General features: G+C 45.8%; 11 protein-coding genes. All 11 read left to right on the forward strand.

Features of this window, described 5'->3' with window-relative positions:
- Positions 1 to 36: 36 nt before the first annotated feature.
- The 11 genes from rsmH to ftsA all read left to right on the forward strand — a co-directional run bounded on the left by rsmH (position 37) and on the right by ftsA (position 14,371).
- The gene (gene rsmH / locus PSM36_RS02505; protein WP_076928639.1) at positions 37 to 969 is read left to right on the forward strand and encodes a 16S rRNA (cytosine(1402)-N(4))-methyltransferase RsmH; all 933 of its coding nucleotides are present in this window, start codon (positions 37 to 39) and stop codon (positions 967 to 969) included.
- A 155-nt stretch (positions 970 to 1,124) separates the two neighbouring features.
- Complete coding sequence (locus tag PSM36_RS02510) at positions 1,125 to 1,370, forward strand: FtsL-like putative cell division protein (RefSeq protein ID WP_139233410.1); 246 nt, start codon at positions 1,125 to 1,127, stop codon at positions 1,368 to 1,370.
- Between the two features lie 109 nt (positions 1,371 to 1,479).
- Entirely contained in the window at positions 1,480 to 3,678 is a 2,199-nt protein-coding gene (locus tag PSM36_RS02515; protein ID WP_076928640.1) for a penicillin-binding protein, read from the forward strand.
- Between the two features lie 38 nt (positions 3,679 to 3,716).
- Positions 3,717 to 5,198: a UDP-N-acetylmuramoyl-L-alanyl-D-glutamate--2,6-diaminopimelate ligase gene (locus tag PSM36_RS02520; RefSeq protein ID WP_076928641.1), complete on the forward strand. Its 1,482-nt coding sequence runs from the start codon at positions 3,717 to 3,719 to the stop codon at positions 5,196 to 5,198.
- Positions 5,199 to 5,252: 54 nt separating this feature from the next.
- Positions 5,253 to 6,512: a phospho-N-acetylmuramoyl-pentapeptide-transferase gene (mraY, locus tag PSM36_RS02525; RefSeq protein ID WP_076928642.1), complete on the forward strand. Its 1,260-nt coding sequence runs from the start codon at positions 5,253 to 5,255 to the stop codon at positions 6,510 to 6,512.
- A gap of 87 nt (positions 6,513 to 6,599) precedes the next feature.
- Entirely contained in the window at positions 6,600 to 7,940 is a 1,341-nt protein-coding gene (gene murD, locus PSM36_RS02530) for a UDP-N-acetylmuramoyl-L-alanine--D-glutamate ligase (protein ID WP_076928643.1), read from the forward strand.
- 168 nt (positions 7,941 to 8,108) lie between these two features.
- The gene (locus PSM36_RS02535; protein ID WP_076928644.1) at positions 8,109 to 9,476 is read left to right on the forward strand and encodes an FtsW/RodA/SpoVE family cell cycle protein; all 1,368 of its coding nucleotides are present in this window, start codon (positions 8,109 to 8,111) and stop codon (positions 9,474 to 9,476) included.
- A gap of 85 nt (positions 9,477 to 9,561) precedes the next feature.
- A complete protein-coding gene (gene murG / locus PSM36_RS02540) occupies positions 9,562 to 10,671 on the forward strand; it encodes an undecaprenyldiphospho-muramoylpentapeptide beta-N-acetylglucosaminyltransferase (RefSeq protein ID WP_076928645.1) in 1,110 nt (369 codons plus the stop codon).
- A 25-nt stretch (positions 10,672 to 10,696) separates the two neighbouring features.
- Positions 10,697 to 12,079: a UDP-N-acetylmuramate--L-alanine ligase gene (murC, locus tag PSM36_RS02545; RefSeq protein WP_076928646.1), complete on the forward strand. Its 1,383-nt coding sequence runs from the start codon at positions 10,697 to 10,699 to the stop codon at positions 12,077 to 12,079.
- A gap of 64 nt (positions 12,080 to 12,143) precedes the next feature.
- Complete coding sequence (locus tag PSM36_RS02550) at positions 12,144 to 12,875, forward strand: cell division protein FtsQ/DivIB (protein WP_076928647.1); 732 nt, start codon at positions 12,144 to 12,146, stop codon at positions 12,873 to 12,875.
- A 149-nt stretch (positions 12,876 to 13,024) separates the two neighbouring features.
- On the forward strand, positions 13,025 to 14,371 hold the full coding sequence (gene ftsA, locus PSM36_RS02555) for a cell division protein FtsA (protein WP_076928648.1): 1,347 nt from the start codon (positions 13,025 to 13,027) through the stop codon (positions 14,369 to 14,371).
- Positions 14,372 to 14,384 lie beyond the last annotated feature (13 nt).

Raw genomic sequence — 14,384 nt, forward strand, 5'->3', positions numbered from 1 at the left:
CGAGGAAATGTCTGATGAAATCAAATAAAGGGGAATATGGTTTTGAATGGCGGACAGGGTGAAGTGGTATATCATACGCCGGCATTGCTTGATGAAAGTGTCGACGGGCTGAACATTTGTCCCAACGGAGTGTATGTCGATGTCACTTTCGGTGGCGGAGGGCATTCCCGTGAGATACTGAACAGATTAGGTGAAAAGGGACGACTTATTGCATTCGATCAGGATGAGGATGCTGTCCGAAATATTTCTGCCGACCCCCGTTTTACTTTTGTGCATACCAATTTTCGCTTCCTGAAGAACTTTCTTCGATATCACGGCGTGGAAGCAGTGGATGGTCTTCTGGCTGACCTGGGAGTGTCGTCTCATCATTTTGATATATCAGAGCGTGGTTTTTCGTTTCGTTTTCAGGGTGAGTTGGATATGCGTATGAATCGCCAGGCGCAAAAGAGGGCATCCGATATCCTCCGCGAATATGATGAGGGGCAGTTGGCTGAACTCTTTTTCCGGTACGGTGAGTTGAGAAATGCACGCCAGATAGCTTCGGCGGTGGTGAGATACCGGAAGGATAAACAGATAAGGGAGACAGATGACCTCCTTGCAATTCTGGAGCCATTCACCCGTAGGGAAAAAGAGAAAAAAACGCTGGCGCAGGCATTTCAGGCACTTCGTATTGAGGTGAACGGTGAAATGGATGCACTGAAGGAGATGCTTTTGCAGGCTTTGCGGGTGCTGAAGCCGGGAGGACGCCTTTGTGTGATCTCGTATCACTCGCTGGAAGACCGCCTGGTGAAAAATTTTTTCAAGACAGCCAATTTCGAAGGAGAACTTATAAGGGATTTCTACGGAAATGTGGAGACACCCTTCACAATGGTAAACCGCAAAGTGATTGTGCCGTCGGAAGAAGAACAGCAACGGAATCCACGATCAAGAAGTGCCAAGTTGCGTATCGCGGAAAAAGTGGATAGATGATTAGGTGGAAAAATGATATATGACCGGGGAGATTGAGAGACCGGAATTTTGAATCTGGATCTGGAATAATGAAATTTAAGTTCGATAACATACGCAAATCGTTTGTCCGTGTTTTTGGGGGGAGTGTCCTCACTGAGGACTTCTTCCTCAAAAACATGAGATTTGTTATTGCTATTGTGCTAGTGATGTTTTTGTTTATCAGCCATCGATATAAAGTGCTTCAGCAGATGGCTGAGATAGAGAAATTACAGCAGGAGCTCAGGGATGCAAAATATGAATCGCTCACCATTTCTTCGAGTCTTACTGAAGCAAGCAGGCAGGGCGAGATTGAACGACGTATTGAGGAGGCTGGTTTGGAACTGAAAGTGACAAATGAGCCTGTTTACTATTTGGATAAATAAACAGAACGTTTTCGATAAGCAAATTTATTTGTTTTGCCGAGCGTAGATTTGAAAATTAAGGAGCGAAGGCGATTCAAAACGACTAATGTAATTGATCTACTAACAGAAAATGAAGAAACAAAATCGGAATAACAAACGGGCCATCTTGGGTAGATACGGTTTTATCGTTGCCCTGTTGATGGTGTTTGCCGTGATGATCATTTTTTCTGCCGGAAAGATCGTATTTACTGCCGAAGGGAAAAAATGGCGTGAAGTAGGTGAAAAGGAGACTGTGATCAGGGATCGTGTGATCCTGCCCAAAAGAGGCAATATTTACACGCACGACGGCAAACTTCTGGCAACTACAGAACCGCTATACAGTATCTATATGGATTTCTGGGCAGATGGGATGCAGAAAGATACACTTATTAAATATGTGGATGACCTCTCGGTAGCATTGTCCAAAAAATTCCCTGACAGGACCGCCGCCCAGTATAAGAATGTGATCATGAATGGATGGTCGATGCGTGAAAAAGAAGAACGGCAGATACTTGAAAATAAGGAAAAAGAGATTGATAAGAGAGTGCCGATCCGTTCGCGGTATGTTAGGATATTGCGAAACGATATCTCTTATGTCGATTTAAAGGAGATCCGTACCTACCCCTTCTGGAACCAACGCTCTAACCGCAGTGGATTGATTGCCGAGGAACGTAACGCCCGTAAAAAACCTTTTGGCAATTTGGCCAACCGTACAGTTGGTAGTATATATAAGGATATTGACAAGGGAGGGGCCAGCGGATTGGAATTGAAGTATGACTCATTGTTAAGGGGTGTCCCGGGAGTGAAATTCCGTCAGAAGATACAAGGCAAATGGATGGATGTAGTGGAGAAACCGGCCGAAGAGGGATGGGATATAGTCACTACCATAGATGCGGCCATACAGGATATAACTGAACGGGCTTTGCGGGAGAAGTTGATTGAGACGGATGCCGAGTCGGGTACAGCCATTATCATGGAGGTAAAGACCGGTGAAATAAAAGGAATTGCCAACCTCGACCGTCTGAGTAATGGGAATTATGCCGAAGGCAACCCCAATGCATTCTCCTATATGAACGAGCCGGGTTCAACTTTTAAGACGGTGACTACGATGGTAGCACTCGATGATGGGGTGGTTACTCCCGCCGATTCATTTTATGTGGGAAACGGACTCTTCCAGTACAACAGAAGATGGGTCAGGGATCACTACTGGCGCAGGGGGCAGAATAGAGGTTACATGACTGTGGCTGAGGGGATGGCTGTCTCGTCGAATGTGGTAATGAGTAAAATTGTATTGAAAGGATACGAAAACAACCCTACAAAATTTGTAGAGGGGATCGACCGTATCGGTTTAAGAAAGCGGCTCACATGGGATGTGCCATTGAAGGGGATAGAAGGTACTTCATCCATCCGCTTTCCCGATGATAAAACCAATTACTGGTCGAAGACCACCCTTCCCTGGATGTCGTTTGGATACGAAACCCAGGTGCCTCCTATCTATATGCTGATGTTCTATAATGGTATCGCGAATGGTGGGACAATGATAAAACCCTTTATTGCCAAGCAATTTTTTGAAAAAGGGAAAGTGGTGAAGAATGTTGAAGCAGAAGTGGTCAATCCGAAGATGTGTAAGGAGAGCACATTGGAGCAGATACACCAGATGCTGTTGAAAGTGGTAGAGGACGGTACAGCCAAAGTGGTGGGTTCGGACTATTTCTCCATAGCCGGTAAGACCGGTACGGCACAGATCGCCTCCGGAGGAAGCTATGCCAATTATTATGTTTCATTCTGTGGTTATTTTCCGGCGGATGATCCGATGTATACTATTTTCGTAGGACTGAGAAAACCCAAGGGGGTACCTTCAGGAGGCGGAATGGCCGGTATGGTATTTAAAAATATTGCGGAGCAGACCTATTTAAGGAAAGTGCAGTTGGATGTGCAGGATTGTAAGACAGACTCTACATTGCATAAAGAACCGGTGTTGAAAAATGGGAACTGGGATCGGAACCGGTCTTTGTTGAACGCTCTGAATTTACCGGCGGAAGGTCCGGCAGAGGCTGCCGATTGGGTGAAGATGAAGTACGACAGTACCACTTACCGGTCGGAAGCAATAGCGCTGAACAGCGGCCTAATTCCGGATGTTCGGGGAATGGGTGCCCGCGATGCAATCTATCTGTTGGAGAAGTCAGGACTGAGAGTAAACCTTATCGGGGCAGGAAAAGTAGTATCCCAGTCGCTTTCACCCGGTCAGAAGCTGGTGAAGGGTACTACTGTCACTATTACGATGCGGTAAGGTGGTAAGGTGATTTTGAAATCCAAAATTCAAAAAAAATGAAACTGAGTAAATTGATTGAGGCTTGTGATGTTATTGCCCTGCGTGGCAACGGTGAGGTGGAGGTGACATCCATCACGTCCGATTCTCGTACGGTAACGCCGGGTTCCCTTTTTATTGCGGTAGAAGGGATCTTTACCGACGGTCATGCTTATATCGGTAAGGCGATAGAGCAAGGTGCCGTGGCAGTAGTGTATGACAAGCCGATGATCGAGGAGTATTTTTCACGCGTGACCTATGTACAGGTAAAACAGAGTGCTATCTCTCTCTCTCAGATAGCTTCGGCATGGTATGGTCATCCTTCGTCATTGCTGAAACTGGTCGGTGTTACCGGAACAAACGGGAAAACCACTATCGCTACATTACTGTACGATGCGTTCCGCCATCTGGGCTATCCTTCGGGATTGCTTTCCACAGTGGCCAATTACGTGGACGGGGAACGGTATCCCACTACGCATACCACACTCGATCCTGTTACTCTCAACGATTTCCTGCGTAAGATGGTCGATGCCGGCTGTGAATATGCTTTTATGGAGGTGAGTTCACATGCTGTTCACCAGAAACGGGTGCACGGACTTCGGTTTGCAGGAGCTGTTTTTACCAATCTGACCCAGGATCATCTCGATTATCATAAGAATATGCTGGAATACCGCAATGTGAAAAAGTCCTTTTTTGATGATCTTCCGGTTGATGCCTTTGCACTGACCAATATCGATGACAAAAACGGACCGGTCATGTTGCAGAATACGAAGGCTGCGCAATACACTTATTCGGTGAGGGGGATGGCTGATTTCAAAGCCCGTATCTTCGAAAAGCATTTCGACGGTACAGATATAGAGATAAATGGAAAAGAACTGACCGTGCAATTCGTGGGCACATTTAATGTGTATAACCTGTTGGCTGTATACGGGGCGGGAATCCTGCTTGGGCTCGATGAAGAAGAATTGCTACGAACGCTTTCTCTGCTGAAGCCTGTGGCAGGCAGATTCCAGACACTCCGTTCGCCGCAGGGCTATACGGTGATTGTCGATTATGCACATACGCCGGACGCTCTTTCCAATGTGTTGAGTGCTATTGATGGTGTCCTGAACAGGAAAGGGCGGATCATCACCGTAGTGGGATGCGGCGGGAATCGTGACAAGACTAAACGTCCTATTATGGCACGGGAGGCGGTGCAACTCAGTGATAAAGCAGTCTTTACGTCTGACAACCCCCGGTTTGAAGAACCGGGAGAAATCCTCCAGGATATGCTCGATGGGCTTACCGAAGAGCAGAAAGGCAACACGCTTACTATTGCCGACCGTCGGGAAGCAATCAAAACTGCCTGTGCGCTGGCACAACCGGGAGATGTGATTCTTATTGCCGGCAAAGGGCATGAGGATTATCAGGAGATAAAAGGAGTAAAACACCATTTCGATGACAAGGAAGAGGTGGAAAAAATATTTAATAAACTAAAAACTAAAAGTGAAAAGATTGAATGAGATTGAGTGAGATTGATCAAATCCTGAATCTCAAATCCCAAATCCTAAATTTGTATGTTATATTATCTATTTGAATATTTAGACAAACTCGATTTTCCCGGAGCGGGCATGTTCCAGTTCGTGATGTTTCGTTCTGCAATGGCAGCTATCTTCTCCCTGTTGATCGGGATTTTTGTCGGGAAGAAGATTATCAGCGTATTACAACGGAGACAGATAGGGGAAACCATACGGAATCTCGATCTGGAAGGTCAATATAGCAAACGGGGTACACCCACTATGGGAGGAGTTATTGTGATCCTTTCCATTTTAGCATCCACATTACTTTTTGGGAAATTAGAGAATATCTATATTATCCTGATGCTTGTCAGCACTGTCTGGCTGGGTACATTGGGTTTTGCCGATGATTATATTAAAGTATTCAAAAAGGATAAAGAGGGATTGAAAGGAAAGTTCAAGATCGTGGCACAGATCGGGCTGGGGCTGATCGTTGGCCTTACCATCTATTTCAGTCCTGAAATGGTTGTCCGGGAAAATACTGAAATCCGTGTCAATAATGTGATAGAGGAGGTGACTTATAAGAATGAGGATGTAAAGACTACCAGTACTACCATTCCTTTTGTAAAGAATAATAACTTCGACTACAAATGGCTTGTCAGGTGGATGGGAGATTATGCAGATACTGCGGTATGGATTGTTTTCATTCTGGTGGTGATCCTTATCGTGACGGCGGTCTCTAACAGTGCCAACCTGACGGATGGACTGGATGGACTGACCTCCGGTTCCTCGGCGATTATCGGGGTGGCATTGGGTATCCTCGCCTATGTTTCGGGGCGTGTCGACTTTGCCTCTTACCTCAATATAATGTATATACCGGGTGGTGATGAACTGATGGTTTTTGCTTCTGCCTTTGTGGGGGCCTGTGTCGGCTTCCTCTGGTATAATGCTTATCCGGCGCAGGTATTTATGGGCGATACAGGTAGTCTGACAATGGGAGGGATTATCGGTGTCTTTGCCGTATTGATCCACAAGGAACTCTTGTTGCCAATTCTATGTGGTGTCTTTTTTGTGGAGGCATTATCTGTTATCGCCCAGGTAGCCTATTTTAAGTTTACGAAGAAAAAATATGGTGTCGGTAAGCGTATCTTTAAGATGACCCCGCTGCATCATCATTACCAGAAACCGGGTGATGGAAGTATCGATGCCCTTATTCAGAAGCCTTTCGCTCCATTGGCAGAGCCGAAGATCGTAAGCCGCTTCTGGTTAGTAGGGATGATTTTGGCAGTATTGGCACTGGCGACACTCAAAATGCGGTAATGATGTTCCGGGTAAGGGAAAGGTAATGGTCGGGTAGGTCCAGGCGAGTATAGAACCGGTCGGCTTGTACAATTAAATGAAGGATTGATGGATAAAAAGTTAATAGTGGTATTGGGGGGCGGTGAGAGCGGTGTGGGTTCTGCCATACTCGCGCAGAAGAAAGGCTTCAGGGTATTTCTTTCCGACAGTGGTGTGCTGAACGATACACATCGTGAAACGCTTCAAGCATACCGGATCGCTTTTGAGGAGAAACAACATACTGGGGAATATATATTGACGGCCGATGAAATTGTGAAAAGCCCGGGTATCCCCGACACTGCCTACATCATGCAAAAGGTGTTGGCAAAAGGTATTCCTGTAGTCTCCGAGATTGAGTTTGCCGGAAGATATACGGATGCAAAGATGATCTGTATCACCGGAAGTAACGGTAAAACCACCACAACCAGCCTGATCTACCATATCCTTCGCTCGGCAGGATTGAATGTGGGATTAGGCGGTAATATCGGAAAGAGCTTTGCCCGCCAGGTGGCGGAAGAGTCGTATGACTATTACGTATTGGAATTAAGTAGTTTCCAATTGGAAGGGGTATATGATTTTAAAGCCGATATTGCAGTGCTCCTGAATATTACCCCTGATCATCTGGATCGCTACGATCATAATTTACAGCATTATGTGGAGGCCAAAATGAGAATCATCCGGAATCAGAGGACTGAAGATGCTTTCATTTATTGGATAGATGATCCTTTAGTGACGAAAGAAATTGAGAAGTTGAAACCAGCGGCCACCACTTATCCCTTTGGAGAGAAAAAAAACGGTCATATGGCTGCATATACCGAAAATGGGAAACTGTACATTCAAACGAAAGAAAATATATTCGATATGGAACTGGAATTGCTTGCTTTGGAAGGGATGCATAACGTGTATAACTCGATGGCATCGGGTATTGTCGCAAAACTGATGGATGTCAGCGATGAACAGTTACGTACATCCCTGTCCGATTTCAAAGGAGTCCCGCACCGGCTCGAGAAAGTGGCTACGGTACGTGGAGTGCAGTATATCAACGACTCCAAAGCGACCAATGTGAATTCATGCTGGTATGCCTTGCAGAGTATGCGTACGAAAACAGTATTGATCCTCGGAGGAACTGACAAAGGGAACGATTATACCGAAATTGAAGAATTGGTACGCAGCAAGGTGAGGGCACTGGTCTTTCTGGGGAAAGATAACAGTAAACTGCACGCCTTCTTCGATGGTAAAGTGGATGAGATTAGAGATGCCGGTTCTATGACAGAAGCGGTAGAGGCAGCCTATCAACTGGCACAGAAAGGTGATACGGTTTTGCTGTCACCCTGTTGTGCAAGTTTCGACCTGTTTAAGAATTACGAAGACCGTGGTGACCAGTTTAAGGAGTGCGTCAGACGATTGTGATTGAGGTGGAAAAGTGCCTAAGAGGAAAAGGAGACTGGGGAGAGTGTCTAAGTATTTGGGTGATTTTATTAATTCAATCTTGTTCAATCTTGTTCAATCTTGTTCAATCTCAATCAATCTTGTTCAATCTCCCTCAATCTCTCAATCAATAAATCAACAAATCAAATTATGCTTAACGACAGTAATCAAATGGCCGATCCCGATCAACTTTATGAAGGGGGAATGGAGACGGAATCTTCGTTAGGTGATTTCGGACGTAAGATATTTAAAGGTGATAAAGTGGTCTGGCTGGTCTTTATCATTCTGTGTGTTATTTCATTGGTAGAGATATTCAGCGCTACCAGCACCATAGTTTATCGCCAACAGAATATGTGGGGGCCGATATTGCGGCATGCCATGTTTCTGATAGGGGGGGTGGGGGTGATCCTGCTTATCCATAATATACCCTATCGCTATTTTTCATCGTTGATCTTTGTATTGATAGGAGCTATTGTATTACTCATACTGACGCCATTTATAGGTACCAGCGTCAATGGGGCCGACCGGTGGATATCTTTTATGGGTTTTACTATCCAGCCTTCGGAAATAGCCAAGATATCACTAATGGGAACCATCGCTTTTCTTCTCAGCAAACAGAACGGAGAGAACGACGGCCTCCTCTTCCGATGGATGATTGGGTTGATGGTGGTTGTCTGTGGGATCATCGCCATGGATAACCTGTCGACAGCTGTGTTGCTGTTTGGGATCTGTTATCTGTTGATGTTTATCGGCAATGTGAAGATACTGCGGTTGTTAAAAGTAGCCGGAGTGGGGATTGCCGTAGTGCTCCTGTTTATCCTGATGCTAAACGTGATTCCCGACAACTGGACCGAATCCGGCCCGTTAAACCGTTTGGGTACATGGAAGAACCGTATTGCCAATTTCAGTACCCATAAAGAGTTGTCGGAAGAGGAGTATTTTACAATTACCGACGAAAATTATCAGGTGGCACATGCCAAGATAGCCATTGCCAACGGTGGTGTATTAGGAGTCTTTCCCGGCAACAGCACCGAACGCGATTTTCTGCCACAAGCCTATTCCGACTTTATCTATGCTATTATCATTGAAGAGATGGGGCTTCTGGGAGGGCTTTTTGTCCTGTTGCTCTATGTAATTATTCTGATTCGCGCGGGAATGATCGCGCGAAAGACTGAGAAACTCTTTCCCAAGTATCTCGTCCTGGGGTCGGCACTGATGCTCTCCATACAGGCTTTTGTCAATATGGCGGTGGCAGTCAACCTGATCCCGGTCACCGGCCAGCCGTTACCATTAGTGAGCCGTGGGGGGACCTCCACACTTATCACTTGTGCCTATTTCGGGTTGATCCTGAGTGCCGATCGTTTTGGTATCGGCAAAAAGAAAGAGAGGAAGGCATTTGAAACAGGACCAGGGCAGGATGAGGAGAACAATAACAATTTCCATAATCCTGCAAATAGAATAAAAGAGTCGGTCGACAAGTTGGAAGATAAGGTTGAATTTGAAATTATTCAGGTATGAAACGAGCAGGTAAATCATTAATTCATAAGTTTATGATTAAAGCGAGTTCCATATGATACCTTTGAAAATAAATAGTTTTGATCGTATGAAACGGATAATCATCAGCGGCGGCGGTACGGGTGGACATATTTTCCCGGCTATAAGTATTGCCAATGCCGTGAAAGAGCGGTGGGCCGACAGTGAAATACTTTTCGTGGGGGCGGAAGACAGAATGGAGATGGAGCGTGTGCCGGCAGCCGGATATAAAATCGTTGGACTGCCCGTTGCCGGATTCGACCGGAAGAATCTTCTGAAGAATTTCTCTGTGTTGATGAAGCTCTTCAGAAGTATGCAAAAGGCACGTAAGATCATAGATGATTTCAAACCCGCTATCGCGGTGGGGGTAGGAGGGTATGCCAGTGGCCCCACACTGAGAGCGGCAGCCGCGAAGGGTGTGCCGACACTTCTTCAGGAACAGAACTCCTATGCCGGTGTAACCAACAAGATGCTGGCACGCAAGGCAGCCACTATCTGTGTAGCCTATGAAGGAATGGAGCAATTTTTCCCAAAAGAGAAGATTGTCCTTACCGGTAACCCCTGCCGGCAGGATCTGGTGGTATCGGAAGAGAATCGGGCGGAGGGATATGCTCATTTTCAACTGGATCCCGCCAAAAGGACTATTCTAATGGTGGGAGGAAGCCTTGGAGCCCGTACACTCAATCAAAGTATAATACACGCATTTCCAGAGTTGGCTAAAGCCGATGATCTTCAGGTGATCTGGCAATGCGGGAAATATTATTATAAAGAGATACAGCAACTGCAGTCGGAAGGTAAAATACCACCCAACATACATCTGTTTGATTTTGTTTCGAGGATGGATTGGGCCTATTCTGTGGCTGACCTGATAATATCCCGTGCCGGTGCAGGATCTATCTCTGAATTCAGCCTGCTGGGAAAAGCTGTCATTCTGGTGCCTTCCCCCAACGTGGCAGAAGATCATCAGACAAAGAACGCACGGGCACTGGTCGACAAAGACGCAGCTATTATGGTGACGGATACTGAGGCTCCTGCTATTCTGTTTGATAAAGCGATAGCGCTTGTGAGAAATGACGGGGAATTGAAGAAACTCAGTGAGAATATCATAAAACTGGCACAACACGATTCGGCAACACGGATCGTCGATGAGATTGAAAAGATTATTCTCTCGGGAGATTGAAGGAGATTGAAGGAGATTGAAGCAAATGAATTACGAATCGATATATTTTATAGGTATTGGTGGCATTGGCATGAGCAACCTGGCCCGCTATTTCCTTTTGAAAGGGAAAAAGGTGGGGGGATATGACCGTGTTGAAACGGTACTTACAAGGTCATTGCAGAAAGAGGGTGCATTTATCCATTATGAGGATGACATTCACTCCATTCCGGCATTATTTTTCGATAAAGAAAAAACATTGGTAGTCTATACTCCTGCCGTCCCCGCATCACATGGCGAATTGCTCTATTTCCGGAAGAATGGTTATATGGTAATGAAAAGAGCTCAGTTGCTCGGTGAGATTACAAACAGTAGCAATGCTATTTGTGTGGCGGGAACCCACGGTAAAACCACCGTATCGAGCATGATCGCTCACCTTTTACGGCAGTCACAAGTGGATTGTAATGCCTTTTTGGGGGGTATCCTGAAGAACTATAATAATAATTTGTTGCTCTCGGAGAAGAGTAATATCACGGTAGTGGAAGCCGATGAGTACGATCACTCTTTCCACTGGCTGGAACCATGGATTGCTGTCGTCACTTCGGCTGATCCCGATCATCTGGATATTTATGGTACGGAGGAAGCATATCGGGAGAGCTTTGAGAAGTTTACCTCTCTCATCCGTCCTGATGGACACCTGATCATGAAAAAAGGGATACCGATGACCCCCCGTACCGGAGAAACGGTAAAGATATGGAGTTATGGTGAATCGGAAGGCGATTTTCATGCGGAGAATATCCGGATAGGAAATGGAGAGATTGTCTTCGATCTGGTGACCCCTTCGGTAATAATCAGTGATATTTCACCCGGTATTCCTGTGAAAATCAATGTGGAGAATAGCGTGGCTGCTGCCGCAGCGGCGTTACTGTGCGGCGTTACTCCGGATGAGGTCAAAGAAGCAATACACACGTTCCAGGGAGCCGGGAGGCGGTTCGACTTCCATATCAAGAGCGACAGAATTGTTTTCATTGATGACTATGCCCACCACCCCCGTGAATTGTCGGCTGCCATCACTTCGATCAAAGTGCTTTATGCTGATAAGAAAATAACAGCTGTATTTCAGCCCCATCTCTATTCGCGTACCCGTGACTTTGCGCTGGAGTTCGCAGATAGTTTGTCTCTTTTGGACGATGTGGTACTGCTGGATATTTATCCTGCCCGGGAGGAACCCATCGAAGGGGTTACCTCTCAGATCATTTTCGATAAGATAAGGTCGAAGGAGAAATTGCTTTGTAAAAAAGGGGAATTGATCGCATTGCTCAGGGAAAAAGATGTGGAGGTCCTGGTGACGTTCGGAGCAGGTGATATTGACCGATTGCTCCCTGAAATAGAGCAGGTACTGACAGAAAAATATTTGTCGGGAAGTAAATGATTTTGAAGAGTTCATACGATTGAATAACAAATTGTATCTTTGTAGTTGAAAATATTTTTGGCCGGTGAAAAAATTTCTCATCATATTGATTGCAGTGGTGGTCATTGGATACCTGATCTTTTCGGCATCCTATTTCAGGGATATGTCGAGAAACAGAGTATGTGAGAGTTTTGGCGTAGTGATTGAAGACAGTGCCCACTACCGGTTTGTATCGGCGCAGGATATTGTGAATCTGGTAAAGCGGTACGACCTCGATCCGGTCGGCAAGACATTCGGTGAGATCAACACGCTGGCCATCCGGGATACCATCCTTACCAACAGGCTGGTAGAGTCTGCAAGGGTGTTCATCACCCCGGGCGGTTCCGTCATGGCGACGGTATCTCAACGGAAACCGGTATTGAGAGTTATCTCTGATGTAAAGGGTAATTTTTATGTGGATAATGAGCGACGTATCATGCCCGTCTCCGGTAATTTCGCTGTGTATGTACCTGTCGCCACCGGGGTCATTGACGAGGAGTTTGCCCGGAACCAGCTGTATGACTTTGCCCTCTTCCTCAGTTCCCATCCCGATTGGGATGCATGGATAGAGCAGATAGTCGTGCAAAAGAATCAGGATGTGGAGTTGATCCCGAGGGCAGGTGATTTCAGGATCATTATGGGGAGTCTCGACGATTATCAGGCAAAGCTGGCCAAATTTGCCCGTTTTGTGGAGGAAGGACTCAATGTGGTGGGATGGAATCGCTATTCTTCCATCAATCTGAAGTATGATAACCAGGTGGTTTGTACGAAAAAATAGGTATACAGCCGGTGGAAATTTCATTTCCGGTTGGTATGCGTGAATTGCTTTGGTGCAAATGATGTTAAAAAGCAAACAAAAGGCATTGTCAGGACGTTTGTTAAAAAAATAGTGTAACTGTAACCAAGGTTCATCTTTGACTGAATAATATGACGCAATCAGGATTTATAGCTGTAATTGATCTTGGCACTTCCAAGATCAAAGGAGTTGTTGGCCGTAAAAACGAAAATGGGGTTATCTCCATTCTGGCAAGCAGTTCCATCGATTCCGGGAACTCGATCCGCAGAGGTATGATTTACAATATCGAACAGGCCGGAGCGAATGTACACAAACTGATCATGATGCTCGAAAATAGCCTGGAGCGAAAAATCGGTAAAGTATATGTTTCTCTATCAGGGCAATCATTGCATACGATGGAATTCAGTGAGATGCTGCGGATCTCATCCGGAATGGTCACAGAGGAAGAGGTGAACCGGTTACGTAAATTGGCAGAGAAATTCCAGCCCGAACTGAAACGCAATTACAGGATTGCGGATGTGGAATATTATATCGACGATAAACCGGAACCGGGTCCGGTGGGAGTAACAGGCTCCGAGATAGAGGCCGGTTTCAAGCTGATTGTCGGGCGCCCCAATCTTCTCGTAAACATAAAGAAAAGTATTACAGCTAAAACCGATCTGGAGATTGCAGATTATATCGTAGGGCCGATGGCATCGGCATCCGTTGCGTTAAATGATGAGGAGAAAGAGTTGGGTTGTGTCTTTTTGGATTTTGGGGCAGGCACTACCACATTGTCGGTCTACAAAGGTGGAATACTCCGTCGGATGGTAGTCATTCCTTTTGGCGGAAAGAATCTCACGAAAGATATCTGTGCGTTGAACTTTACCGAGAATGATGCCGAACAACTTAAGATAAAATTCGGGAAAGCTTTCGAAAGCCAGGACGGACCCGTGTTCCTGTCTCCTTTTTCTTCGAAACCGGATGTCGATCTTACCGAACTGAATAAGGTGATAGGCATGCGGCTGGATGAGATAACGGCCAATATCAAGGAACAGATCTCTCTGTCGGGATATGAAGGCCAGTTGGGTGCAGGGCTGATCATTACAGGCGGTGCCTCGCAACTCAAAAACCTCGACCTCTATCTCACACAGAAACTGAAGATGCCGGTAAGAAGAGCATCTGCCAAAAAAACCTCTATAAATAATTCTCCCGACCTGATGCATGATCCCGCATTCACCCAAGCGTTGGGAATGCTTCTTTTTGGTGAAGAGAATTGTGAGATGATAAAATCAGAACCCGTCGAAGTTGAAGATGAAGAAAGCGGCAGATCCGGTGCTTCCGGTTGGTTCAGCGGGATAGGGCGAAATTCGAGACCCGAAAAAAAACCTAAACCCCCTAAAGTGAAGAAATCCAAGCCAGAGAAGCAGGAAGGGGGATTTTTCTCGAAAATGGAAGATGTATTCGGAGGTATTTTCTCTGAAGAGGATGATGAATAACACTGTTTTTATT

This window comes from Proteiniphilum saccharofermentans (assembly GCF_900095135.1).
Taxonomy (GTDB): Bacteria; Bacteroidota; Bacteroidia; order Bacteroidales; family Dysgonomonadaceae; genus Proteiniphilum; species Proteiniphilum saccharofermentans.

Excerpts from the sequence above, each read along its gene's own strand:
- ftsA (WP_076928648.1), top strand. The coding sequence starts at position 13,025 with ATGACGCAATCAGGATTTATAGCTGTAATTGATCTTGGCACTTCCAAG.
- PSM36_RS02535 (WP_076928644.1), top strand. The coding sequence starts at position 8,109 with ATGCTTAACGACAGTAATCAAATGGCCGATCCCGATCAACTTTATGAA.
- PSM36_RS02515 (WP_076928640.1), top strand. The coding sequence starts at position 1,480 with ATGAAGAAACAAAATCGGAATAACAAACGGGCCATCTTGGGTAGATAC.
- rsmH (WP_076928639.1), top strand. The coding sequence starts at position 37 with ATGGTTTTGAATGGCGGACAGGGTGAAGTGGTATATCATACGCCGGCA.
- PSM36_RS02510 (WP_139233410.1), top strand. The coding sequence starts at position 1,125 with ATGAGATTTGTTATTGCTATTGTGCTAGTGATGTTTTTGTTTATCAGC.
- PSM36_RS02520 (WP_076928641.1), top strand. The coding sequence starts at position 3,717 with ATGAAACTGAGTAAATTGATTGAGGCTTGTGATGTTATTGCCCTGCGT.
- murG (WP_076928645.1), top strand. The coding sequence starts at position 9,562 with ATGAAACGGATAATCATCAGCGGCGGCGGTACGGGTGGACATATTTTC.
- murD (WP_076928643.1), top strand. The coding sequence starts at position 6,600 with ATGGATAAAAAGTTAATAGTGGTATTGGGGGGCGGTGAGAGCGGTGTG.
- murC (WP_076928646.1), top strand. The coding sequence starts at position 10,697 with ATGAATTACGAATCGATATATTTTATAGGTATTGGTGGCATTGGCATG.
- mraY (WP_076928642.1), top strand. The coding sequence starts at position 5,253 with ATGTTATATTATCTATTTGAATATTTAGACAAACTCGATTTTCCCGGA.